Origin of the sequence: Streptomyces sp. NPDC094147 (assembly GCF_044764265.1) — a bacterium.
Taxonomy (GTDB): domain Bacteria; phylum Actinomycetota; class Actinomycetes; order Streptomycetales; family Streptomycetaceae; genus Streptomyces.
Genome location: NZ_JBIWHT010000005.1, coordinates 275,210 through 298,826, shown reverse-complemented (window position 1 = coordinate 298,826; position 23,617 = coordinate 275,210). Strand labels below are relative to the sequence as shown.

Genomic DNA, 23,617 nt, shown 5'->3' with positions numbered 1-23,617 from the left:
ACCGGCACAAGGACGGGCGACGCAAGGGAGTCGTCCCCTGGGGCGGCGCCCGGTGCACTGCCGGGGCGAGGAGGACGGGCCATGGTGCAGAAGGCCAAGATCCTCCTGGTCGATGACCGGCCGGAGAATCTGCTGGCGCTGGAGGCCATCCTCTCTGCGCTCGATCAGACACTGGTGCGGGCATCGTCAGGGGAGGAAGCGCTCAAAGCGCTGCTTACGGACGATTTCGCGGTCATTCTGCTGGACGTCCAGATGCCGGGGATGGACGGGTTCGAGACCGCCGCGCACATCAAACGGCGCGAGCGGACGCGGGACATCCCGATCATCTTCCTCACGGCCATCAACCACGGCCCGCATCACACCTTCCGCGGCTATGCGGCGGGTGCCGTGGACTACATCTCGAAGCCGTTCGACCCCTGGGTGCTGCGCGCCAAGGTGTCGGTCTTCGTCGAGCTGTACATGAAGAACTGCCAACTGCGCGAGCAGGCGGCCCTGCTGCGGCTCCAGTTGGAGGGCGGCGCCCACGGCGGCGCGGCCAGGGAGTCGGCGGGCCTGCTGGCCGAACTGTCCGCGCGGCTCGCGGCAGTTGAGGAGCAGGCCGAGGCGCTCTCCAAGCAGCTCGACGACGATTCGGCGGATGCCGCCGCGGTCGCCACCGCCGCCCACCTGGAGCGCAAGCTCACCGGTCTGCGGCGGGCGTTGGACGCGCTGGAGCCCGGCACCGGTGGCGCGCCCACCCTGCCTTCGCAGAACTGACGGCCCCGGATCTGACGCCGTGTCCGGCTGAGGCGGCGTCAGTATCCTTGGCGCGTACGACACGGACGGGTGAAGCCGTAGGCACACGTGTCCACCGCCGCAGACCCAGGTAACCTCAGCACCATGGCCTCACGTACGTCCGGCAAGGGTTCCCAGGGCACGGCGGGCACCGCGAAGCGCACCGGCCGTACCCCGGCGAAGAAGGCTGCGCCCGCGAAGAAGACCGCGGCCCCCAAGGCACCCGCCAAGAAGACAGCAGCCAAGAAGGCGCCCGCGAAGAAGGCGGCCGCCCCCAGGCCCGCGCCCAAGGCGGCGCCGTCCCCCACGGGGGGCGTGTACAAGCTCGCGCGCGCTGCCTGGCTCGGCGCGGCGCACGCCGTCGGCGCGCTGTTCCGGGGAATAGGACGCGGCGCCAAGGGACTCGACCCGGCGCACCGCAAGGACGGCGTCGCGCTGCTGCTGCTCGGCCTCGCGCTGATCGTCGCGGCCGGCACCTGGTCGAACCTGCGCGGCCCGGTCGGCGACCTCGTACAGGTGCTGGTGACCGGCGCCTTCGGCCGGCTCGACGTGGTGGTGCCGCTGCTGCTCGGCGCCATCGCGATCCGGCTGATCCTCTACCCGGAGAAGCCCGAGGCCAACGGGCGGATCGTCATCGGTCTTTCGGCGCTCGTCCTCGGCGTTCTGGGCCAGGTCCACATCGCGTGCGGTTCGCCGGGCCGGGGAGACGGCACCGCCGCCATGCGGGACGCGGGCGGGCTGATCGGCTGGGCCTCGTCCAAGCCGCTCGAATTCACGCTGGGCGATGTGCTCGCCGTGCCGATGCTCCTGCTGCTCACCGTCTTCGGGCTGCTCGTGGTCACCGCGACGCCGGTCAACGCCATCCCGCAGCGACTGCGGCTGCTCGGGGTCAAACTCGGCGTCCTCGAACCGCTCCCGCACGACGTGGAGGCGGGCGAGGAGGAGCCGTACGACGACGAGTGGCGCGAGGCCGAGCCCGCGTCCCGCACCGGGCGGCGCTCCGGCGCCCCGGTCGAGCAGGACCCGGACCGGGCCGAACAGGAGGCGCTCTCGCGGCGCCGCAAGCCCCGGCGCGCCTCGGTGCAACCCCCGTTCGAGGGCGGGATGGACCCGGTGGACGTCGCCGCCGCAGCGGCCGCGGCCCTGGACGGAGCCGTCCTGAACGGGCTGCCCCCCTCGCCCGTCGTCGCCGACCTCACGCAGGGCGTCTCGGTCGAACGGGACCGGGAGCAGGCCACACCGCTGCCGACCGCCCGCGCCGCCGAACCCGAAGCGCCGACGGCGCCGAAGGTCACGCCGGGCGCGAAGCCCGTCGTACTGGACCTGACGAAGCAGGCGCCCGCCGCCGCCGAATCGCTGCCCCCGCGCGCCGAGCAGCTCCAGCTGGCGGGGGACATCACGTACTCGCTGCCCTCCCTGGACCTCTTGGAGAAGGGCGGCCCCGGCAAGACGCGCAGCGCCGCCAACGACGCCGTCGTCGCCTCGCTGCAGAACGTCTTCATGGAGTTCAAGGTCGATGCGAACGTCACCGGGTTCACCCGCGGACCGACGGTCACGCGGTACGAGGTCGAGCTCGGTCCGGCCGTGAAGGTCGAGCGGATCACCGCCCTCGCCAAGAACATCGCGTACGCGGTCGCCAGCCCGGACGTGCGGATCATCTCGCCGATTCCGGGGAAATCAGCTGTCGGTATTGAGATTCCCAATACTGACCGCGAGATGGTCAACCTCGGCGACGTGCTGCGGCTCGCGGACGCGGCCGAGGACGACCATCCGATGCTGGTGGCGCTCGGCAAGGACGTCGAGGGCGGCTATGTGATGGCCAACCTCGCCAAGATGCCGCACGTCCTGGTCGCGGGCGCCACCGGTTCCGGCAAGTCCTCCTGCATCAACTGCCTGATCACCTCTGTGATGGTGCGGGCGACGCCCGAGGACGTACGGATGGTCCTTGTCGACCCCAAACGCGTCGAGCTGACGGCGTACGAGGGCATCCCGCACCTCATCACGCCGATCATCACCAACCCCAAGCGGGCCGCCGAGGCGCTGCAGTGGGTCGTGCGCGAGATGGACCTGCGCTACGACGACCTCGCGGCGTTCGGCTTCCGGCACATCGACGACTTCAACGAGGCGATCCGCAACGGCAAGGTGAAGCTGCCCGAGGGCAGCGAGCGCGAGCTGACGCCGTACCCGTATCTACTGGTGATCGTTGACGAGCTCGCCGACCTCATGATGGTCGCGCCGCGCGACGTCGAGGACGCGATCGTCCGCATCACCCAGTTGGCCCGCGCCGCCGGCATCCATCTGGTGCTCGCCACCCAGCGGCCCTCCGTCGACGTCGTCACCGGCCTGATCAAGGCGAACGTGCCCTCGCGGCTGGCGTTCGCGACCTCCTCGCTCGCCGACAGCCGGGTCATCCTCGACCAGCCGGGCGCCGAAAAGCTGATCGGCAAGGGCGACGGCCTCTTCCTGCCGATGGGCGCGAACAAACCCACCCGGCTGCAGGGCGCATTCGTCACCGAGAACGAGATCGCGGCGATCGTCCAGCACTGCAAGGATCAGATGGCCCCGGTCTTCCGGGACGACGTCACGGTCGGCAGCAAGCAGAAGAAGGAGATCGACGAGGAGATCGGCGACGACCTGGACCTGCTGTGCCAGGCCGCCGAACTGGTGGTCTCCACCCAGTTCGGCTCGACCTCGATGCTCCAGCGCAAGCTGCGCGTCGGCTTCGCGAAGGCGGGCCGGCTGATGGACCTGATGGAGTCGCGGAACATCGTCGGGCCCAGCGAGGGCTCCAAGGCGCGGGACGTTCTGGTCAAGCCGGACGAACTCGATGGAGTGCTCGCCGTGATCCGCGGGGAGGCTCCCTGAGCATGCGGGGGAGCGGAAAGGGAAGTCGGCTGACAGCCACTCGGGCGAAACAGCACCCGTACGGGATGTCCGAGCAACCGTTTCCGTTGGCCGTACGTCAAGTTGAGGGAGGGACGGAATCATGCGATGCCGACTGTCCCGTTGCCAGGGGTGCGGCCATACGGATGGCGTACAAAGACCGCTCTCCCGGTTGCCTCACCCTTTCGTACCCCCCCTAGACTGAACACCCAGCAGGTGGCTCACGCTCGAAAGGCGCCCCCGTGTCCATCGGCAACTCTCCCGAAGATGACCGGCCTTCGATCGAAAATGACGGGCCCGCGATCGAAGACGACGAGCCTTCGATCGGTCGTGTACTTCAGCAGGCCCGTATCGCCGCCGGACTGACGGTCGACGAGGTCAGTTCCACCACGCGGGTGCGCATCCCCATCGTGCACGCGATCGAGCTGGACGACTTCTCGCGGTGCGGCGGCGATGTTTACGCGCGCGGCCACATCCGCACGCTCGCCCAGGCCATCGGCCTCGATCCCGCCCCGCTGGTCGCGCAGTACGACGCCGAGCACGGCGGCCGCCCCGCGCCCACCCCCGCGGCGCCCAGGTTCGAGGCGGAGCGGATCCGGCCCGACCAGCGGCGGCCGAACTGGACCGCCGCCATGGTCGCGGCGATCGTCGTGGTCGTCGGCTTCGTCGGGTTCACGATGTTCAGCGGCGGCGACAAGGGCAAGTCCGACAAGGCGGTGGCCGAGGGCCCGTCCCAGCAGAAGCCCAGCACGCGGCCCAGCCCCACCCCGCCCAAGCCCGCCCTCCCTCCCAAGCCGGCCCCCTCGGACAGCGCGATCGCCGCCGTTCCGGCCGACAAGGTCACCGTCAAGATCACCGCGACCACCGACAAGAGCTGGATTTCGGCCAAGGACCACAACGGTCAGATGCTCTTCGACGGCCTTCTCCAGAAGGGCGAGGCCCAGACGTTCCAGGATGCCGACAAGGTCGACCTGATCCTCGGCAACGCGGGGGCGATCGAGCTCTACGTCAACGGCAAGAAGATCGACAACAAATTCCAGGACGGCCAGGTCGAGCGGCTGAGCTACACCAAGGGCGACCCGCAGGTCGGATGAGCCCCCGGCGGCGCGACCCTCGCGGCGGGGGCGTGGGCCAGGACAAAGTAGTCTTGAGTCCATGCCCGAACGCCGCACCGTCGCCCTTGTCACTCTTGGCTGCGCCCGTAACGAGGTGGACTCGGAGGAGCTCGCAGGCCGCTTGGCAGCGGACGGCTGGGAGCTCGTCGAGGACGCATCGGACGCGGACGTCGCCGTCGTCAACACCTGTGGATTCGTCGAAGCCGCCAAGAAGGACTCCGTCGACGCCCTCCTGGAAGCCAACGATCTGAAGGATCACGGCAGGACCCAGGCCGTCGTCGCGGTCGGCTGCATGGCCGAGCGGTACGGCAAGGATCTCGCCGAGGCGCTCCCCGAGGCCGACGGCGTGCTCGGATTCGACGACTACGCCGACATCTCCGACCGCCTCCAGACCATCCTCAACGGCGGCATCCACGCCTCGCACACCCCGCGCGACCGGCGCAAGCTGCTGCCGATCAGCCCGGCCGAGCGACAGTCCGCCCCCGACGTGGCGCTGCCGGGGCACGCGCAGGACACCGCACCCGAGGACCTCCCCGACGGCCTCGCGCCCGCGTCCGGGCCGCGCGCCCCGCTGCGGCGCCGCCTCGACACCAGCCCGGTCGCCTCCGTGAAGCTGGCCTCCGGCTGCGACCGCCGCTGCTCGTTCTGCGCCATCCCGTCCTTCCGCGGCTCGTTCATCTCGCGCCGCCCCAGCGACGTGCTGGGCGAGACCCGCTGGCTGGCCGAGCAGGGCGTCAAGGAGGTCATGCTGGTCTCCGAGAACAACACCTCGTACGGCAAGGACCTCGGCGACATCCGACTCCTTGAGACGCTGCTGCCGGAGCTCGCGGCGATCGAGGGCATCGAGCGGGTCCGGGTCAGCTACCTCCAGCCCGCCGAGATGCGCCCCGGCCTCATCGACGTACTGACGTCCACCGACAAGGTCGTCCCGTACTTCGACCTCTCCTTCCAGCACTCGGCGCCCGGTGTGCTGCGCGCGATGCGGCGCTTCGGCGACACCGAGCGGTTCCTCGAACTGCTCGACACCATCCGCGCCAAGGCGCCGACGGCCGGTGTGCGGTCCAACTTCATCGTCGGCTTCCCCGGTGAGACCGAGGAGGACTTCAAGGAGCTGGAACGCTTCCTCACGGCCGCCCGCCTCGATGCCATCGGCGTCTTCGGCTACTCCGACGAGGAGGGCACCGAAGCGGTCGGCTACGAGCACAAGCTGGACGCCGACACCATCGCCGAGCGGCTCGCCCATCTGTCGCGCCTCGCCGAGGAGCTCACCGCGCAGCGCGCCGAGGAGCGTCTCGGCGAGACCGTGCGGGTCCTGGTCGAGACGGTCGACGACGAGGACGGCGCCGTCGGCCGCGCCGAGCACCAGGCGCCCGAGACCGACGGCCAGGTGATCTTCACGCAGAGCGCGGGGCTCGTGCCCGGCCGTATGGTCGAGGCCAAGGTCGTCGGCACCGAAGGCGTCGACCTCGTGGTCGAGGTGCTTGGCGGGGTTGAGGAGGCGGGCAGATGACCGGAGTCCCGGCATCGGCGCCGGGCGGAGCCGGCCGGGCGCCGGCGCCCGGCGGCAAGCTGGGTGCTGCGGCCGTCAACCAGGCCAGCCTCTGGAACATCGCCAACATCCTCACCATGATCCGGCTCGTGCTCGTGCCGGGCTTCGTCATGCTGCTGCTCGCGGACGGCGGGTACGACCCGGGGATGCGGGCCTGGGCGTGGGCGGCCTTCGCCGTGGCCATGATCACCGACATCTTCGACGGTCACCTGGCGCGCACGTACAACCTGGTCACCGACTTCGGGAAGATCGCCGACCCGATCGCCGACAAGGCGATCATGGGAGCAGCGCTGATCTGCCTCTCCCTGCTGGGCGATCTGCCGTGGTGGGTGACCGGCGTCATCCTGTTCCGGGAACTCGGCATCACGCTCATGCGTTTCTGGGTCATCAGGCACGGAGTGATTCCGGCCAGCCGGGGCGGAAAGCTCAAGACGCTGGCCCAGGGCACCGCGACGGGGATGTACGTGCTGGCGCTGACGGGTCCACTGGCCACCCTGCGCTTCTGGGTGATGGCCGTCGCGGTGGTGCTGACGGTGCTCACGGGGCTCGACTACGTGCGCCAGGCGATCGTCCTGAGGCGCAAGGGACTTGCCGCTCAGCGCGCCGTGGAGGGATCCGCGTTGTGAGCGAGGCGGCCCGGCTCCTGCGCATCCTCACCGAGCGTGACCAGACGCTTGCGGTGGCGGAGTCGCTGACAGGCGGTCTGGTGGCCGCCGAGCTGACCGCGGTGCCCGGTGCCTCGCGGGTTTTCCGCGGTTCCGTGACGGCGTACGCGACCGAGCTGAAGCGGGACGTCCTGCGGGTGGACGGGGCCCTTCTGGCCGAGCGCGGGGCGGTCGATCCCGAGGTCGCGTCGCAGATGGCGGCGGGGGTGCGCGAGCTCCTCGGGGCGAGCTGGGGGATCGCGACCACGGGTGTCGCGGGGCCCGATCCGCAGGACGGGCAACCGGTCGGCACGGTATACGTTTCGGCCGTTGGTCCGGCCGGAGCCAAGAAAACCGCCGCTTTGCGGTTGAACGGCGACCGGGCGGAAATTCGTAGGGAGAGTGTACGCAGCGTGCTCGAACTGCTCTCCAGTGAACTCCGCAAGGCTGGGCGGGCACAGGATACGGAACAGAACGGGGGGATTTGATGTTTGCAGCCCTGAGTGAACACGACATCGCTCCCCGCACGGCCGCGGCGCGAGGCGGTACGGTGGGGCGAGAAGGATGCGGCTACGCGGTCCGAGGAGGGAGCCACCGATGATTCTGCTCCGTCGCCTGCTGGGTGACGTGCTGCGTCGGCAGCGCCAGCGCCAGGGCCGTACTCTGCGCGAAGTCTCCTCGTCCGCCCGAGTCTCACTCGGCTATCTCTCCGAGGTGGAGCGGGGGCAGAAGGAGGCTTCCTCCGAGTTGCTCTCCGCGATCTGCGACGCGCTTGACGTACGGATGTCCGAGCTCATGCGGGAAGTGAGCGATGAGCTGGCACTGGCCGAGCTTGCTGCGTCTGCGGCAGCGAGCGATCCGGTGCGTGCGCCGGTACGTCCGATGCTCAATTCGATCTCCGTGACGTCGGTGACTGGTGTGCCGACGGAGCGGGTGACGATCAAGGCGCCCGCGGAAGCGGTGGACGTCGTCGCGGCCTGATCTTCCAGGCGCGCACCCAGGCTTGTACTGAGCCCCGGTTGGTCACTTGTGACCGGCCGGGGCTCAGCGCTTTTCCGCCGCGCCCCATTTGGGCCTTCTGTGGCAGGGTAGGGGGAGATCGCGCATACATCCGCATATGGGAACAGGCGTTCCCGCGGACGTTCCGTCCGGAATGGAGGAAGTGCATGTCCTACATCAAGAGCCCGCTGTCGCAGCCGGATCTGAAGGTGGTGGGCGACGCCCTGCAGGGCGCGCTGGTCGATCTCGTGGATCTGTCGCTGGTCGCCAAACAGGTGCACTGGAACGTGGTCGGGCCGCGCTTCAGGTCCGTGCACCTCCAGCTCGACGAGGTCGTCGCCACCGCGCGGCTGCACTCGGACGCCGTGGCCGAGCGGGCCTCGGCCGTCGGGGTCAGCCCGGACGGGCGCTCCGAGACCGTGGCGAAGTCGAGCGCGATCGGCGCCGTCCCGGACGGCTGGATCAAGGACACCGAAGCCGTACGGACCCTGGTGGCCGCGCTGGGCGTGGTGATCGACCGTATGCGCGAACGCATCAAGGCGACCGGCGACCCGGACCCGATCACCCAGGACATCCTGATCGGACTCACCGCCGACCTCGAAAAGCATGCGTGGATGTTCCAGGCGGAGACGGTCTGAACCGCGGTACGCGGCCGTGCGCCGCCGCGCACGGGTGCATGGCGTACTGGTGGGGTCGTACGAGATGAAGCGCGTGGGACATGGAGCGCGCCGGGCCCGCACCCGGTGCGCCCTCCCGGCGGGTTGTCCGGCCCTCTAGCGTCGGCCCGAGGAGGCGGCCCATGGCGGTGGCGGTGCGTTGGGTGCCCGCGCTCGTGGTCGCGGCGCTGTGGTGGTGGGCGGTGCTGCGGCTCGTGCTCGTGCCCGGTCAGACGGGGTTCGTGGAGGGGGCGATGGTCGCGGGCGGCTGGGGGCTGAGTCTGCTGCCGGTCCATGTGGCCTCGGTGTCGACCGCGCGGTCCGCAGCTACCAGGGCATCGAGACGCCGCCGTTCGGACGGAGGATCTGACCCGTCGTGAACGCCGAGGCGTCCGAGGCGAGATACAGCACGCTGTGGGCGATGTCCTCGGGCTCGCCGAGTCTGCCGAGCGGGGAGAGCCGGATCACCGCCGACTCCATCTGCGCCTGCTGCTCCGCGGCGTGATGGGTGGTCATGGGGGTGCGGACCCAGCCGGGGGCCACCGCGTTGACGCGGATCCCGTGCGGGCCCAGCTCCGAGGCGAGCGTCTTGGTGAGCTGGACGACCGCCGCCTTGGAGACGCTGTAGCAGAACAGGCCCGGCCGGGAGGAGTCGACGGCGCCGGAGGCCATCGTGATGACCGAGCCCCGGACGCCGTGGGCGATCATCGTGCGGGCCGCCTCCTGGCAGGCGTGGAGCACGCCCTTGAAGTTGACGGAGAGCACCCGGTCGAGGTCTCCGTCCTCGGTGTCCAGGACGGAGCTGGTGTGCATGACGCCCGCGATCGCGGCCAGGACATGGACCGGGCCGGCCGCTTCGATCGCCGCCTTGACCTCGCTGCGGTCCGAGACGTCCAGGGGGTGGACGTGGGCGGTGCCGCCCGCCTTGGTGATCAGCGCCCGGGTCTCGTCCAGGCCCGGCTCGTCGCGGTCCGCGCAGTGCACCGTGGCACCCGCTTCCGCGAGCAGTACGGCACTGGCGCGGCCGATCCCGCTGGCTGCGCCGGTGATGAAGGCGGTGCGGTCGGTGAGGTCGTACGCCGTGAGGGGCATGCGGGGACGGTACGACCGGACCTGACGGGTCGTCAATAAGCGTGCCGGGGTGTCAAGGAGAGGGCTCCGGCTGGCACTTGGGGCACCAGTAGGTGGGGCGTTCGCGGCCGGAGGGGTCGCGCTGGACGGTGGTGCGGATCGGGGTGCGGCAGCGCGGACAGGGCCGGCCGGCCCTGCCGTAGACGTAGGCCTGGCGGACCGGGCGGTCCTTGTTCGCCTCCAGGAGCTGCTTCGCGGCGGTCACCAGGCGTTCGGGAGCCGGGAGTTCGCCGATGGGCAGCCAGGGGACGGCCCGGACCGCGAAGCAGATCTCCGACTTGTAGACGTTGCCGACCCCGGCGAGATTGCGCTGGTCGAGCAGGGCCTCGCCGATGGTGCGGGCGGGGTCCTGGAGAAGGTTGCGCAGGGCCGCTTCCGCGTCCCAGTCCGGGCCGAGGAGATCGGGGCCCAGGTGCCCGACCGCCTTGAACTCGTCCTGGGTGCGGAGCAGTTCGAGCACGGGCAGCCGGTAGCCGACGGCTGTGTGCTCGGTGTTGCCGAGGATCGCGCGGATCTGGTGGGCGGGCCCGCCGCGCCAGGGCTCGCCGGGCCCGTAGATCCGCCAGGACCCGTCCATCCGCAGGTGGGAGTGGAGGGTCAGCCCGCCCTCGATCCGGGTGAGGAGGTGCTTGCCGCGCGGAGTCACATCCAGCACGCTCCGGCCGGTCAGATCCGCCGTGGCGAACCGCGGCACCCGCAGATCGGACCGGGTCAGTACCTGCCCGGCCAGCGCCGCGTGCAGCCGCCGCGCGGCCTGATGAACGGTGTCGCCTTCGGGCATGGGTCAATTCTGCCGGGAGTGGGGGCGCGGGGCTTGTCGTGAGGCGGAGTGGCGTGTGTGGGTGTGCGGGCTGACTCGATGTGTCGGGGGCGTGGGGGCGGGCGCCCCGGCGTGACCGTGGTTGGTGGGTTGGTGGGTTGGTGGGTTGGTGGGTTGGTGGGTTGGTGGGTTGGTGGGTTGGTGGGTCGGAAGGACGGAAGGACGGAAGGCCTGCGGCTCGGCGGGTGCGTGACGGATGCGTCAGGGTCTCAGGCGCAGCCCCCTCGGGGTCGGGATGAAGCCCGCTGTCTCCAGGGCCCGCGCGAGTGGTGACGTCAGGGCGGGGTCGCCGTTGGCCCGCTCCACGGTGACCGTGCCGAGCCGACCGGCCCGTGCCGCCCCCGCCAGGGCGCCCGCGGCGGCCGTCAGCGCCGGATCGTCCGGCTCGGCCGCCCAGGCCAGCAGGGACTTGCCCCCGCGTTCCAGATACAGCGTGAGCTCGCCGTCGACCAGGACGACCATGGAGCCGGCCTTGCGGCCCGGCTTGTGCCCGGCCCCGGTGGGCGGCTCGGGCCAGGGCAGCGCCGCACCGTACGCATTGGCCGGGTCGGCGGCCGCGAGCACGACCGCCTGCGGGGCGGTGTGCGCATCGGCGCCCCGGTCCCGGGCGGTGGCGGCCGCTCGCAGCCGGTCCACCGCGCCGTCCATCGCGAACTGGGCGGCGCCCAGCCCCTCGACCACATACCCGCGCCGCGCCTGCCCGCTGTCCTCGAACGCGGCGAGGATCCGGTACGTCGCCGAGAAGCCGCCCTCCACCCCTTCGGCCTGCACCGCACCCCGGGTGACCACGCCGTGCCGGTCCAGGAGGGTGCGGGCCAGGGCGTGGGCGCGATGGGTGGGGTCGGGCTCGCGGGGCGGGAGCAGGGACCAGCGGCCCGAGACGGTCGGCGGCCCGGTGCGCGAGACCGGGCGGGCCGCGGCGGTCAGGGTGCCGTACCGACCGCGCGGAACGGCCCGCCGGGCGCGGTGGGCGGTGGAACCCGCGGTGCGCCCGGAGCCGAGCAGCGAGCGCAGCGGCGCCAGGGTGTCGTTGGTCAGCCGCCCGGACCAGGCCAAATCCCAGATGGCATCGGCGAGTTGGGGGTCGGTCGCCTCGGGGTGGGTGGTGGCGCGGACCTGGTCGGCGAGCTGGCGGAAGAACAGGCCGTAGCCGGGGGCCAGCGCGGTGAGCACCGACTCGTGCAGCGCGGTCAGTTCGAGCGGCTGCGGGGGCGGCAGCAGCAGCGGGGCGGTGTCCGCGACGTACAGGGAGATCCAGCCGTCCTTGCCGGGCAGGGCGCCCGCGCCCGCCCAGACGACCTCGCCGGTCGTGGTGAGCTCGTCGAGGAGCGCCGTGCTGTAGTCGGCGACCCGGGACGGCAGGATCAGCTTTTCCAGGGCGGAGGCCGGGACGGCGGCACCCTGCAACTGCTCGACGGCGCGGGCGAGTCCGTCGATGCCGCGCAGGCCGTTGCCGCCGAGGTGCTGCCACTGGGGGAGGAAGGCGGCGAGCGCGGCGGGCGGCACCGGCTCCAGCTCCTGGCGCAGCGCGGCGAGCGAGCGGCGGCGCAGCCTGCGCAGGATCGTCGCGTCGCACCACTCCTGGCCGATGCCCGCCGGATGGAACTCGCCCTGGACGACCCTGCCCGAGGCCGCGAGGCGTTGCAGCGCCCCGTCCGTGACCGCGGCGCCCAGGCCGAGCCGGGCCGCCGCGGTGGCCGAGGTGAACGGGCCGTGCGTACGCGCGTACCGGGACAGGAGGTCGCCGAGGGGGTCCTTGACCGGCTCGGTGAACGCCTCGGGCACGCCGACCGGGAGCGCCGTACCGAGCGCGTCGCGCAGGCGGCCCGCGTCCTCGATCGCCGCCCAGTGGTCGGCGCCCGCGATCCGGACCCGGATGGCGCGGCGCGCCGCCGCCAGCTCCGGGGCCCAGCCGGGCTCGGCGCCGCGCGCCGCCAACTCGGCGTCGGTGAGCGGCCCGAGGACCCGCAGCAGGTCGGCGACGCCCTCGGCGTCCTTGACGCGGCGGTCCTCGGTGAGCCACTGGAGCTCCTGCTCCAGCTCGGTCAGCACGTCCGCGTCGAGCAGCTCGCGCAACTCTGCCTGGCCGAGCAGCTCGGCCAGGAGCCGGGAGTCGAGGGAGAGGGCCGCGGCCCGCCGTTCGGCGAGCGGCGAATCGCCCTCGTAGAGGAACTGCGCGACGTACCCGAACAGGAGGGAGCGGGCGAACGGGGACGGCTCGGGGGTGGTGACCTCGACCAGGCGCACCCGGCGGGTCTCCAGATCGCCCATCAGCTCGGTGAGGCCGGGGACGTCGAAGACGTCCTGGAGGCATTCGCGGACGGCTTCGAGGACGATCGGGAAGGACCCGAACTCGCTGGCCACCTGGAGCAGTTGGGCGGCTCGCTGGCGCTGCTGCCACAGCGGGGTGCGCTTTCCCGGGGTGCGCCGGGGCAGCAGCAGGGCGCGCGCGGCGCATTCGCGGAAGCGGGAGGCGAACAGCGCGGAGCTGCCGACCTGGTCGGTGACGATCTGCTCGATCTCGCCCTTGTCGAAGACCGTGTCGGCGGCGCCCACGGGGGCCTGTTCGCTGTCGTAGGTCGCGTCGAGGTGCTGGGGGTCCTGGTCGAGGAGGTCGAGGCCCATCAGGTCGGCGTCGGGCAGCCGCAGCACGATGCCGTCGTCGGCGTGCATCACCTGGGCGTCCATGCCGTAGCGCTCGGCGAGGCGGGCGCCGAGCGCCAGCGCCCAGGGGGCGTGCACCTGGGCGCCGAAGGGGGAGTGGATGACCACGCGCCAGTCGCCGAGCTCGTCGCGGAACCGCTCGACCAGGATCGTGCGGTCGTCCGGGATGTGACCGCAGGCGCGGCGCTGCTCGTCGAGATAGCCGATCACATTGTCCGCGGCCCAGGCGTCGAGGCCCGCGCTCAGCAGCCGCAGCCGGGCGTCGTCGGGGGTGAGCGAGCCGACCTCGCGCAGGAACGCGCCCAGGGCACGCCCCAGTTCGAGCGGACGGCCCAGCTGGTCGCCCTTCCAGAAGGGCAGCCTGCCCGGCACCCCGGGCGCGGGGGAGACCAGCACGCGGTCGCGGGTGATGTCCTCGATCCGCCACGAGGTGGTGCCCAGGGTGAAGACATCGCCCACCCGGGACTCGTACACCATCTCCTCGTCGAGCTCGCCGACCCGGCCGCCGCCCTTCTTCGGGTCGGCCCCGGCCAGGAAGACGCCGAACAGACCGCGGTCGGGGATGGTGCCGCCGGAGGTGACGGCGAGGCGCTGGGCGCCGGGGCGGCCGGTGACCGTGCCCGCCACCCGGTCCCACACCACGCGCGGCCGCAGCTCCGCGAAGGCGTCGGACGGATAGCGGCCCGCCAGCATGTCCAGGACCGCCGTGAACGCCGATTCGGGCAGCGCGGCGAACGGCGCGGCCCGGCGCACCAGCGCCAGCAGGTCGTCCACCTGCCAGGTGTCCAGCGCGGTCATCGCGACCAATTGCTGCGCCAGCACATCCAGCGGGTTGGAGGGGATGCGCAGCGACTCGATCGCCCCCGTGCGCATCCGCTCGGTGACCACCGCCGACTGGACCAGATCCCCGCGGTACTTGGGGAACACGACCCCGGTGGAGACCGCGCCCACCTGGTGTCCCGCCCGGCCCACGCGCTGCAGCCCGGAGGCGACGGACGGCGGGGACTCGACCTGGACCACCAGGTCCACCGCGCCCATGTCGATGCCCAGTTCAAGACTGGAGGTGGCCACCACGGCCGGCAGCCGGCCCGCCTTCAGGTCCTCCTCCACGAGCGCCCGCTGCTCCTTGGAGACCGAACCGTGGTGCGCCTTGGCGAGGAGCGGCGGGGCGCCGACCGCCGCGCCCGAACCGCCCATCAGCTGCGCCGGGGAGTGCGCCTCGGGAAGGGCGGCGCCCATGGCGCGCTCGTACGCGATCTCGTTGAGCCGGTTGCACAGACGCTCCGCCAGGCGGCGGGAGTTGGCGAAGACGATCGTCGAACGGTGGGCCTGCACCAGGTCGACGATGCGCTCCTCGACATGGGGCCAGATCGACGGCTTCTCGGCCCCCTCCTGGACGTCGGCCGCCGGTGATCCCGCCAACTCGCCCAGATCCTCCACCGGCACGACCACCGACAGGTCGAACTCCTTGGCGGAGGGCGGCTGGACGATCTCGACCTTGCGCTGCGGCGAGAGGTAGCGGGCCACCTCGTCCACCGGACGCACCGTCGCCGACAGGCCGATCCGGCGGGCCGGTTTCGGGAGCAGCTCGTCCAACCGCTCCAGGGAGAGCGCCAGATGGGCGCCGCGCTTGGTGCCCGCGACCGCGTGCACCTCGTCCAGGATCACCGTCTCGATGCCGGCGAGCGCCTCGCGCGCGGCGGACGTGAGCATCAGGAACAGCGACTCGGGCGTGGTGATCAGGATGTCCGGTGGCCGGGTGGTGAGGGCCCGGCGCTCCGCGGGCGGGGTGTCGCCGGAACGGATGCCGACCCGGACCTCCGGCTCGGGCAGCCCGAGCCGCACCGACTCCTGGCGGATCCCGGTCAGCGGGGAGCGCAGATTGCGCTCCACATCGACCGCGAGGGCCTTGAGGGGGGACACGTAGAGCACCCGGCAGCGCTTCTTCGCCTCGGCGGGCGCAGGCGTGGCCGCGAGCCGGTCGAGCGCGGCCAGGAAGGCGGCGAGGGTCTTGCCGGAGCCGGTCGGGGCGACGACCAGCACGTCCGAACCCTCCGCGATCGCCCGCCAGGCGCCTTCCTGCGCCGCGGTGGGCGCGGTGAAGGCCCCCGTGAACCAGCCGCGCGTCGCGGGGGAGAAGGATTCCAGTGCTGTCCCTGCCATGGTCCCCATCGTGCACCCAGCCACTGACAATGGCCCGGAGCTGCGAGAATGGGGGTGTGGACGAGGCCGGGGAATGGGCGCGGCACTGGCAGTACCCGGAGCTGCCGGGCCTCGATCTGTTGCGCGCCCGCTATGTGAGCCACTCCTTCGCGCGCCACGCGCACGAGGGGTTCGTCCTCGGCGCGGTGCGCACCGGGATCGAGGACGTGGTGATGCCCGGCGAGACGATACGGGCCCGCCCCGGCACCGTCGTCATGATCAACCCCGAGGTTCCGCACGCGGCCCACGCCGGGGTGCCCGAAGGATGGACGTACGCCACGCTCTACCCCTCGGCGGGGCTGGTGGCCGACATCGCGGCGGAGACCACCACGCTGCGCGGCACCGCCGGATTCGCCGAGACCATCGTCGAGGACCCGGACACCGCACTGCTCATCCAGGAAGTGCACCGCGCCGCCGAGCAGGGCAACGCGCTGGCCGCCGACAGCGTGTTCCGTATCGCCATCGCCCGGCTGCTGGTCCGGCACGGCCGCTCCCTGCCCGCCCGGACTGCCGGATCGGCGGGCTCCCGCGCCGCGGCCGCCGCGAGGGGACTCCTGACGGAGCGGCTGACCGCGCCGCCCTCCCTGGAACAACTGGCGCGGGAACTGGGCACGAGCCCGTTCGCGCTGCTGCGCGCCTTCAAGGCGGAGTACGGGCTGCCGCCGCACTCCTGGCTCACCGGCGAGCGCGTGCGCCGGGCCCGCCGCCTCCTGGACGAGGGAACGCCGCCGGCCGAGGCGGCCGTAGCCGTCGGCTTCACCGACCAGCCGCACCTCAACCGCCACTTCACCCGGATCGTCGGCGTCACGCCCGGCGCCTACCGCCGCGAGCGCGCAAGAACGTACAAGAACGACGGCACCGCCCTCTTTTAACGTCACGGGTGTGGCAGCAGAACAGACAGCACCCCCAGAGATACGCCCCCGGGCCGAGGACAAACCAGATGCGGCGGTCGTTCGCGACGCCCTGGGCGTCGGCGTCGCCGTAGGGCTCTCCGGCTTCGCCTTCGGAGTGACCTCGGCCGGATCGGGACTCACCGTCCTTCAGACCTGCGCGCTCAGCCTGCTGGTCTTCACCGGCGCCTCGCAGTTCGCGCTGGTCGGCGCGCTCGCGGCCGGGGGCAACCCGTTCACCGCGGCCGCCGGCGCCTTCTTCCTCGGCGTACGGAACGCCTTCTACGGGCTGCGCCTCTCCCAACTGCTCGCGCTGCCACGGGCGTTGCGCCCCTTGGCCGCGCAGTGGGTCATCGACGAGACCACCGCGGTCACCCTCGCCCAGCCGACCCGGCGGGCCGCACGCATCGGCTTCACCGTCACCGGACTCACCCTCTACGTGCTGTGGAACCTGACCACCCTCGCCGGGGCGCTGGGGGCCGAGGCCCTCGGCGACACCGACGCCTGGGGGCTCGACGCCGCGAGCCCCGCCGTCTTCCTCGCACTCCTCGCCCCGATGCTCAAGACCTCCACCGAGCGGATCACCGCCGCCTTCGCCGTCGTACTCGTCCTGGGCCTGCTTCCGGTGCTGCCCGCGGGGGTGCCCGTCCTGACAGCGGCACTCGCGGCACCTGTCGTGCTCTTCCTCAAGGGACGGAGCGGTCGCGGGGCGAGCGATGCCGGAGCCTGTGACGAAGCCGGGAACTCCCCGAAGGGGCAAGCGCGTTGAACATCTGGATCGCCATCGCAGCCACCGCCGTCGGCTGCTACCTCGTCAAGCTCCTCGGCCTGCTGGTCCCCGCCGGAGCCCTGGAGCGACCGCTGGTCAAGCGGCTGGCCGCGCTGCTGCCGGTGGCGCTGCTGGCCGCGCTCACCGCCCAGCAGACCTTCAGCACCGGCCACCAGGTGCTGCTCGACGCCCGGGGCGCGGGGCTCGCGGCGGCGGCCGTCGCGTTGGTGCTGCGTGCCCCGTTCCTGGTCATCGTCGGGGCCGCCGTACTCGTCACGGCGGGGGTGCGGGCTCTGGGCGGCTGAGCCCGGCGCCCGGGGCGGTGCGGAACGTACGCCGTGGGTAGTGTGACGCGTCACAACGATCCCTTCGGCCGTCCGGGGAGACGCCATGGCACTGTCCGACGCCGCCCGGTCCCTCGCGCTGCGCTGCGAGCCGCGCGTCAACGAACTGGCCCGGCGCATGGCCCGCGAGGCCTTCGAGGAACTGCCCGGCTACGCCCAGCTCCCGGGCGACGTGAAGGACCTGGAGATGGCCGCGACAGCCCGGCACGGGATGCGGCTGTTCCTGCGCCGCGTCAGTGAGCCCGACCCGGCCCCCGAAAGCTACCGGCTGTTCCGCGAGCGCGCCGCCCAGCGGGCCGAGGAGGGCCTCCCGCTGCACCTCCTGCTGCGTACCCACGCCCTGGGTCTGTACGTCCTGTGGCAGGCCCTCAGGGAGGCTGCCGGGCCGGGTGACGAGGCAGCCCTGGTCGAACTCGTCGACCTGCTGCTCCAGTCCCACCACGGCGTCGTCGGGGCCGTCGCCGAGACCTACCTGGACGAGCGCTCCGCTCTGGAGGCCGAGCAGCGCGCCACCCGGCGCTCACTGGTACGCGGGTTCCTCGACGGCATGCTGCCGCCCGGCCACGTACTCCTCGACCAGCTGAACCTCGAAGGGCCCGCGCTGGTCCTCGCCGTGGGGATCGGGCCGCTCGCCGGTGAGGGCTCGGTGGCGCTGCGCCGGCGGCTGCGGCGCATTCAGACCGTCCTGGACCACACCTTCGGTGTGGAGGTGCTCGCGCTGCTCGACTCGGACCTGGGCCGGGCCGTCGTACCGAAGGGCTGCGAGCCGCCGGACGACCTCGCCCGGCGCCTCTCCAGGGCCTGCGGTCTGGAAGTGCGGGTCGCGGCCGTACCGGCCGGGGAACCGGCCGCGGTGCCCGCCGCCTCGCGCACCGCCGGAGAGATCCTGCGCGTCAGCCGGGCCTGCGGACTGCCCGCCGCGGTGCACCGTCTCGACGACGTCCTGCTCGAATACCACCTCTCGCGGCCGAGCGAGACCAGCCACAAGATCGCCGCACTGCTCGACCCGGTCGCCGGCCGGCCCGAGCTCATCGAGACCCTGCGCACCCACCTCGCCCGCGGACAGGACCGCCGCGCCACCGCGCAGGCGCTCGGGCTGCACCCCAACACCGTCGACAACCGGCTGGCCAAGCTCGCCGAACGGACCGGGCTCGACCTCTCGTCGCCACGCGGTACGACGCTGGCGGTCGCGGCGCTGCTGCTGCGCGACGCCGCCTGACCGCCATGGTCAGCCGATGGCGCGGCCGTGGGCGCGCAGCGTCCTGAGCGCCTCGATCGTCACGATGGGGCGCCCCTCCAAGGACGTGCCGGGCGCCCATGCCCGCCACTGGATGGGCCAGCCGCCGTCCTCCTGCTGCGCCGCCTCCAGATGGTCGAGCGAACGCCGCATCTCCTCGTCGGTGAACCAGCGGCGGGCCAGCGACTCGGGCACCCGCGCGTAGTCGTGCGGAAAGTGGTGCTCGCCGGGGGCGTACCCCTCGGCGACGGGGAAGTCGGCGATCCGCGCGGGATCGAGCACCGCGAGCCGCTGCTCCCGGACGAGGCGGCCGAGCCGGTCCGCGGCCGCCTCGGCCCGGGAACGGTCGGGGGCGCCGTCCAGGAAGGTGACCGCGGCCTCGACCTCGTACGGATGCGACGTCTCCAGGGAGTCGACCGCGGCCCAGCAGAAGTCGGTGGCCCGGAACAGCCAGGCGTGCCACACCCGGTTGCGGTGCAGCAGCCCGACCACGGGGCCGGTGGCCAGCAGGGCGCTGGGCGGGTCGTCGACGATCGGGATGAACGGCGCCGCCGGATAGCCGCGCTGCGAAGGGTGGAGCGCGGGCAGCGCGCCGTCCTTGGTGGAGACGTCCGTCAGATAGCGGCACATCCGCTCCACCCGCTGCCCTGCGAGCCGCCCGATCGAGTCCAGGACCCGCAGCGCGTGCGCGGTGTGCAGGGGCTGGCTGACGGGGCCGCGCAGATCGGGTTCGAGGGCGTGGCCGTAGCCGCCGTCCTCGCCCTGGTAGGCGGAGAGTGCCACCTCGACGGGGTCGGCTTCCTTGCCGAGGAAGTGGTGGGCGAACCGGCGCTGCTCAAGCACCCGGGCCGTCAGCCAGATGAAGTGCTCGGCGCGCGCCAGCGGAGAGTCGGGGGAGTGGGGGGATGCTCCGGAACCAGCCATGTTCCAGACGGTAGGCCCCGCAGAGCCGCGGGCAAGCCCGATGGCCGGGGCTGCACTCTCAGGGGCGCGATACTTGCGTCATGCGGTTGACGATTTTCTGGGAGCGGATGGCCGACCACTTCGGCGCCGGGTACGCCGACTCCTTCGCGCGTGACCATGTGATGACGGAACTGGGCGGGCGCACCGTGCACGAGGCGCTCGACGCCGGCTGGGAGGCGAAGGACGTCTGGCGGGCGGTCTGCGCCGCCATGGACGTGCCCGCGCACCGACGGTGACGAAGGCCGCCTCCGGGGGACGTCCCCCTGGCGAGGCGGTGGTGGCGGCAGCCTCCGTATACCGGACGCCCCCTGAGCGCCCGGCACAGGGGAAGAGTCGTGCATCTCGATCCAGACGGCACGATCCGGCGCTCCTACGGGTCTCGGGGAGCATGACCCCGAGAGTCGGGTCAGGGGGTTGTCCCCCGGGAAGGTGTCGGGCCGGCCCCAGCGCGCCCGGGGCGCCTCGCGCGTGACGATCTTCTCAACAGCGCTTGACACCAAGCACGTTGAGGAGTGATCACACATGATCGGCAATGGGAAGCGGCTCGCGGCGGTGGCTGTTGCTCTGGCCGCGACGCTGGCCCCAGCGGCGGCCGCGTACGCAGCACCGGCGGCGTCCGCGTCGGCCCCCGTCGGCGCGCTGGACCGGATCGCCCATCCGCTGCGGTCGACGGAGCCGGGCACCGGCACGGCCGATCTGCGCGCTCTGGGGGTGATGGTCGGCGACGCCAAGGTGGTCGGCGTGGGCGAGGCCACGCACGGCTCGCACGAGTTCTTCGCCCTGAAGGACCGGGTCTTCCGCCACCTCGTCGAGCAGAAGGGATTCACCACCTTCGCCCTGGAGATCAGCTGGTCGGCGGGTCTGCGGATCGACGACTACCTCCAGCACGGCGACGGCGACCGCGACGCGCGGCAGGTCGTGCACGACGTGATGGCCGGATCTCCCTGGGACCGCGAGGAGTTCGTGACCCTCGTCGGGTGGATGCGCGACCACAACCTCCGACACCCCGATCGCCCGGTGCACTTCCTGGGCGACGACGTCGGCGCGCCCAGGCTCGACGAGCGGGTCTTCGACAGCGTCACCGACTACGTCCGGCGGACGCATCCGGAGTCCCTGCCGCGCCTGAACGAGCTCCTCACCGGCCTGCGCCCGCTCGACGACGCCATCGCCTACCTGGGGCGGCCGCTCGCGGATCGGCAGCACAATGCGGCCAAGGCGCAGCAGGTGCTGGAACTTGTACAAGGCCAGGGGCCAAGGGGCGGCGAGGACTTCGAGTTCGCTCTGCAGAACGCCCGCAACATCGCCCAGACCTACACCTTCCTGACCGTCGACCCCGGCGACCAGGAATCGTTGACCGCCATGGAGCGCTACCGCGACCAGGTGATGGCCGAGACCACGGCATGGTGGCAGCGGCGCACCGGCGGCAGGATCCTGCTGTCGGCCCACGACGACCACGTCGGCTACGCGGCCTCCGACCCCACGACGTACCCGAAGACCCAGGGCTCGTTCCTCCGCGACACCCTGGGCGCGGACTACCTCGCCATCGGCACCACCTTCGACCGGGGCTCCTTCCTCTCCAAGGGCGAGGCGCTCGGCGGCGAGTGGAAGAAGTTCACCGTCGGCCCGGCCGGTCCCGGCACGAACGAGTACACGCTCGACCAGGTCCGGTACCGCGACTACTACGCCGACCTGCGCAAAGCCCCTGCCGCCGCCCGCAGTTGGCTGGACATCTCGCGCCCGACGTACAACGTCGGCACGCAGTATCCGAACGACAAGACGCCCGAGACCGCCATCGGCAGGGCATACGACGTCCTGGTCCACCTCCACACCGTTCGGGAGGCGGGCAAGCTCTAGGGGGTGTCCGGTGGATCATGGCCGGGGCGCGACTCGGGGCCGGATCAGCCACGGCGGGACGCGCGGGGTGCGCTTGACATCAAAATCGAACATCCTTTCTCATGGGGTTCCGGCCCTGTGTTCGCACGGGTTCCACCGCGTTTCCGGTGGAGTTATCCACAGGCTGGAAGGACGTCGGGGCCCATTGTCAGTGGCAGGGGTTAGCGTCTTTGACGTGAAGCGATCGACTCAAGCAAATCGGGTGGAACCCATGGCAGGAACTGACCGCGAGAAGGCGCTCGACGCCGCGCTCGCACAGATTGAACGGCAATTCGGCAAGGGCGCGGTGATGCGCCTGGGCGAGCGGCCGAATGAGCCCATCGAGGTCATCCCCACCGGGTCGACCGCGCTCGACGTGGCGCTCGGCGTCGGCGGTCTGCCGCGCGGCCGTGTGGTGGAGGTGTACGGCCCGGAGTCCTCCGGCAAGACGACCCTGACGCTGCACGCGGTGGCGAACGCGCAGAAGCTCGGCGGCTCGGTGGCCTTCATCGACGCCGAGCACGCCCTTGACCCCGAGTACGCGAAGAAGCTCGGCGTCGACATCGACAACCTGATCCTGTCGCAGCCGGACAACGGTGAGCAGGCGCTGGAAATCGTCGACATGCTGGTCCGCTCCGGCGCGCTCGACCTGATCGTCATCGACTCCGTGGCGGCCCTGGTGCCGCGCGCGGAAATCGAGGGCGAGATGGGTGACTCGCACGTGGGCCTCCAGGCCCGTCTGATGAGCCAGGCGCTCCGGAAGATCACCAGCGCGCTCAACCAGTCGAAGACCACCGCGATCTTCATCAACCAGCTCCGCGAGAAGATCGGTGTGATGTTCGGCTCCCCGGAGACCACGACCGGTGGCCGGGCGCTGAAGTTCTACGCGTCGGTACGTCTCGACATCCGCCGGATCGAGACGCTCAAGGACGGCACCGACGCGGTCGGCAACCGCACCCGCGTCAAGGTCGTCAAGAACAAGGTCGCGCCGCCCTTCAAGCAGGCCGAGTTCGACATCCTCTACGGCCAGGGCATCAGCCGCGAGGGCGGCCTGATCGACATGGGCGTCGAGCACGGCTTCGTCCGCAAGGCCGGCGCCTGGTACACGTACGAGGGCGACCAGCTGGGCCAGGGCAAGGAGAACGCCCGCAACTTCCTGAAGGACAATCCCGATCTCGCCAACGAGATCGAGAAGAAGATCCTGGAGAAGCTGGGTGTCGGTGTCCGGCCGGAGGAGCCGGCCGCCGAGCCCGGCAAGGACGCTTCGGGTGCGACCGCCCCGGCGGCGGACGCGGCCGCGGTGCCGGCCCCGGCCACCAAGGCCAAGACGGCCAAGGCCGCCGCTGCCAAGAGCTAGCGGTGACCCGCAGGACCGAGTGGGCCGATCCCGAGGAGCCCGGCCCGAAGCGGGCCGGCTCCCGGCGGGCCGGCCCGGATGGAGCGGGCGACGGCACCGACTCGTCGAGGGCCGAGAAGGAGCCGCCGCCGCAGGACCCGGCTGAGCGGGCGCGGGCGATCTGTCTGCGCCTGCTCACCGGGACCCCCCGGACCCGCAAGCAACTCGCCGACGCCCTGAAGAAGCGGGAGATCCCCGACGAGGTCTCCGAAGAGGTCCTCTCCCGCTTCGAAGAGGTCGGACTGATCAACGACGCGGCGTTCGCCGACGCCTGGGTGGAGTCCCGCCACCACGGCCGCGGGCTCGCCCGTCGTGCACTGGCACGCGAACTGCGCACCAAGGGCGTGGACTCCTCGGTCATCGACGAGGCCGTCGCCCAGCTCGACTCCGACCGGGAGGAGGAGACCGCGCGCGAACTGGTGGCGCGCAAACTCCGCTCCACCCGCGGCCTGGACCGCGACCGCCGCCTGCGCCGCCTCGCAGGCATGCTCGCCCGCAAGGGCTACCCGGAAGGCATGGCCCTGAGAGTGGTCCGCCAAGCCTTGGAGCAAGAGGGCGAGAACGCGGACGACCTGTACGAGACCTGAGCTGCACCGAGTCGTACTGAGCTGTACGGGCGCGCTCGCCCCTGGCCGTCCGGCCAGGGGCGCCGCTGTTTCCTGGGGCACGCGCGGCCTGCCGCCAACTCCGGCGTGCTGAATCACTGCCC

The 23,617-nt window shown here is 71.8% G+C and carries 21 protein-coding genes and 1 pseudogene; 17 read left to right on the top strand and 5 right to left on the bottom strand.

Features of this window, described 5'->3' with window-relative positions:
* Window positions 1–81: 81 nt before the first annotated feature.
* The 9 genes from ACIQ8J_RS11845 to ACIQ8J_RS11805 all read left to right on the top strand — a co-directional run bounded on the left by ACIQ8J_RS11845 (window position 82) and on the right by ACIQ8J_RS11805 (window position 9,000).
* Window positions 82–756: a two-component system response regulator gene (locus tag ACIQ8J_RS11845; protein WP_386111911.1), complete on the top strand. Its 675-nt coding sequence runs from the start codon at window positions 82–84 to the stop codon at window positions 754–756.
* Between the two features lie 123 nt (window positions 757–879).
* Complete coding sequence (locus ACIQ8J_RS11840; RefSeq protein ID WP_403270529.1) at window positions 880–3,639, top strand: DNA translocase FtsK; 2,760 nt, start codon at window positions 880–882, stop codon at window positions 3,637–3,639.
* 260 nt (window positions 3,640–3,899) lie between these two features.
* Window positions 3,900–4,751 (top strand): helix-turn-helix domain-containing protein, encoded by an 852-nt coding sequence (locus ACIQ8J_RS11835; RefSeq protein WP_403270531.1) that lies wholly within the window; start codon window positions 3,900–3,902, stop codon window positions 4,749–4,751.
* 61 nt (window positions 4,752–4,812) lie between these two features.
* The gene (gene rimO, locus ACIQ8J_RS11830; RefSeq protein WP_403270534.1) at window positions 4,813–6,282 is read left to right on the top strand and encodes a 30S ribosomal protein S12 methylthiotransferase RimO; all 1,470 of its coding nucleotides are present in this window, start codon (window positions 4,813–4,815) and stop codon (window positions 6,280–6,282) included.
* Entirely contained in the window at window positions 6,279–6,947 is a 669-nt protein-coding gene (pgsA, locus tag ACIQ8J_RS11825) for a CDP-diacylglycerol--glycerol-3-phosphate 3-phosphatidyltransferase (protein WP_403270537.1), read from the top strand. The genes rimO and pgsA overlap by 4 nt, the downstream gene beginning before the upstream one ends.
* Window positions 6,944–7,453 carry a CinA family protein gene (locus ACIQ8J_RS11820; protein WP_403270540.1) on the top strand — a complete coding sequence of 170 codons (510 nt, stop codon included), beginning with the start codon at window positions 6,944–6,946 and terminating at the stop codon, window positions 7,451–7,453. The genes pgsA and ACIQ8J_RS11820 overlap by 4 nt, the downstream gene beginning before the upstream one ends.
* Before the next feature lie 109 nt (window positions 7,454–7,562).
* Window positions 7,563–7,946, top strand: a complete 384-nt coding sequence (locus ACIQ8J_RS11815) for a helix-turn-helix domain-containing protein (protein ID WP_120721030.1) — start codon at window positions 7,563–7,565, stop codon at window positions 7,944–7,946.
* 185 nt (window positions 7,947–8,131) lie between these two features.
* The gene (locus ACIQ8J_RS11810; protein ID WP_403270544.1) at window positions 8,132–8,602 is read left to right on the top strand and encodes a Dps family protein; all 471 of its coding nucleotides are present in this window, start codon (window positions 8,132–8,134) and stop codon (window positions 8,600–8,602) included.
* Between the two features lie 167 nt (window positions 8,603–8,769).
* A complete protein-coding gene (locus tag ACIQ8J_RS11805) occupies window positions 8,770–9,000 on the top strand; it encodes a hypothetical protein (RefSeq protein WP_403271093.1) in 231 nt (76 codons plus the stop codon).
* Here ACIQ8J_RS11805 and ACIQ8J_RS11800 read toward each other — a convergent pair.
* From ACIQ8J_RS11800 to ACIQ8J_RS11785, 4 genes are read right to left on the bottom strand one after another with little or no spacing between them, the layout of a single operon-like run.
* Window positions 8,948–9,712 (bottom strand): SDR family NAD(P)-dependent oxidoreductase, encoded by a 765-nt coding sequence (locus ACIQ8J_RS11800; protein ID WP_403270547.1) that lies wholly within the window; start codon window positions 9,710–9,712, stop codon window positions 8,948–8,950. The two genes, ACIQ8J_RS11805 and ACIQ8J_RS11800, sit on opposite strands and share 53 nt — an antisense overlap.
* Window positions 9,713–9,764: 52 nt before the next feature.
* Window positions 9,765–10,532, bottom strand: a complete 768-nt coding sequence (locus ACIQ8J_RS11795; protein ID WP_403270550.1) for an Fpg/Nei family DNA glycosylase — start codon at window positions 10,530–10,532, stop codon at window positions 9,765–9,767.
* A gap of 3 nt (window positions 10,533–10,535) precedes the next feature.
* On the bottom strand, window positions 10,536–10,769 hold the full coding sequence (locus ACIQ8J_RS11790; protein ID WP_403607802.1) for a PT domain-containing protein: 234 nt from the start codon (window positions 10,767–10,769) through the stop codon (window positions 10,536–10,538).
* Window positions 10,770–10,772: 3 nt separating this feature from the next.
* Window positions 10,773–15,398, bottom strand: a complete 4,626-nt coding sequence (locus tag ACIQ8J_RS11785; RefSeq protein ID WP_403270553.1) for an ATP-dependent helicase — start codon at window positions 15,396–15,398, stop codon at window positions 10,773–10,775.
* A gap of 29 nt (window positions 15,399–15,427) precedes the next feature.
* Here ACIQ8J_RS11785 and ACIQ8J_RS11780 point away from each other — a divergent pair, with 29 nt between their 5' ends.
* The 4 genes from ACIQ8J_RS11780 (at window position 15,428) to ACIQ8J_RS11765 (ending at window position 18,659) form a co-directional block, all read left to right on the top strand.
* Window positions 15,428–16,309, top strand: a complete 882-nt coding sequence (locus tag ACIQ8J_RS11780; RefSeq protein WP_403270556.1) for an AraC family transcriptional regulator — start codon at window positions 15,428–15,430, stop codon at window positions 16,307–16,309.
* 10 nt (window positions 16,310–16,319) lie between these two features.
* Window positions 16,320–17,096 (top strand): AzlC family ABC transporter permease, encoded by a 777-nt coding sequence (locus tag ACIQ8J_RS11775; RefSeq protein ID WP_403270558.1) that lies wholly within the window; start codon window positions 16,320–16,322, stop codon window positions 17,094–17,096.
* The gene (locus ACIQ8J_RS11770) at window positions 17,093–17,401 is read left to right on the top strand and encodes an AzlD domain-containing protein (protein ID WP_403270561.1); all 309 of its coding nucleotides are present in this window, start codon (window positions 17,093–17,095) and stop codon (window positions 17,399–17,401) included. The genes ACIQ8J_RS11775 and ACIQ8J_RS11770 overlap by 4 nt, the downstream gene beginning before the upstream one ends.
* A gap of 85 nt (window positions 17,402–17,486) precedes the next feature.
* The gene (locus ACIQ8J_RS11765; RefSeq protein WP_403270564.1) at window positions 17,487–18,659 is read left to right on the top strand and encodes a PucR family transcriptional regulator; all 1,173 of its coding nucleotides are present in this window, start codon (window positions 17,487–17,489) and stop codon (window positions 18,657–18,659) included.
* 9 nt (window positions 18,660–18,668) lie between these two features.
* Here the strand turns inward: ACIQ8J_RS11765 and ACIQ8J_RS11760 are convergent, their stop codons facing one another.
* Entirely contained in the window at window positions 18,669–19,601 is a 933-nt protein-coding gene (locus ACIQ8J_RS11760; RefSeq protein ID WP_403270567.1) for a hypothetical protein, read from the bottom strand.
* An 80-nt stretch (window positions 19,602–19,681) separates the two neighbouring features.
* On the opposite strand from ACIQ8J_RS11760, the gene ACIQ8J_RS11755 reads away from it, so the two are divergent.
* The 4 genes and pseudogenes from ACIQ8J_RS11755 to recX form a co-directional block, all read left to right on the top strand.
* Window positions 19,682–19,876 (top strand): DUF3046 domain-containing protein, encoded by a 195-nt coding sequence (locus ACIQ8J_RS11755; RefSeq protein ID WP_403270570.1) that lies wholly within the window; start codon window positions 19,682–19,684, stop codon window positions 19,874–19,876.
* A gap of 286 nt (window positions 19,877–20,162) precedes the next feature.
* On the top strand, window positions 20,163–21,494 hold the full coding sequence (locus tag ACIQ8J_RS11750) for an erythromycin esterase family protein (RefSeq protein WP_403270573.1): 1,332 nt from the start codon (window positions 20,163–20,165) through the stop codon (window positions 21,492–21,494).
* A 250-nt stretch (window positions 21,495–21,744) separates the two neighbouring features.
* Window positions 21,745–22,869: a recombinase RecA gene (gene recA / locus ACIQ8J_RS11745; protein ID WP_403270576.1), complete on the top strand. Its 1,125-nt coding sequence runs from the start codon at window positions 21,745–21,747 to the stop codon at window positions 22,867–22,869.
* Window positions 22,824–23,495 (top strand): annotated as a pseudogene (gene recX, locus ACIQ8J_RS11740) (recombination regulator RecX); the annotation flags it as partial. The gene recA and the pseudogene recX, both read left to right, overlap by 46 nt.
* Window positions 23,496–23,617: the final 122 nt, after the last annotated feature.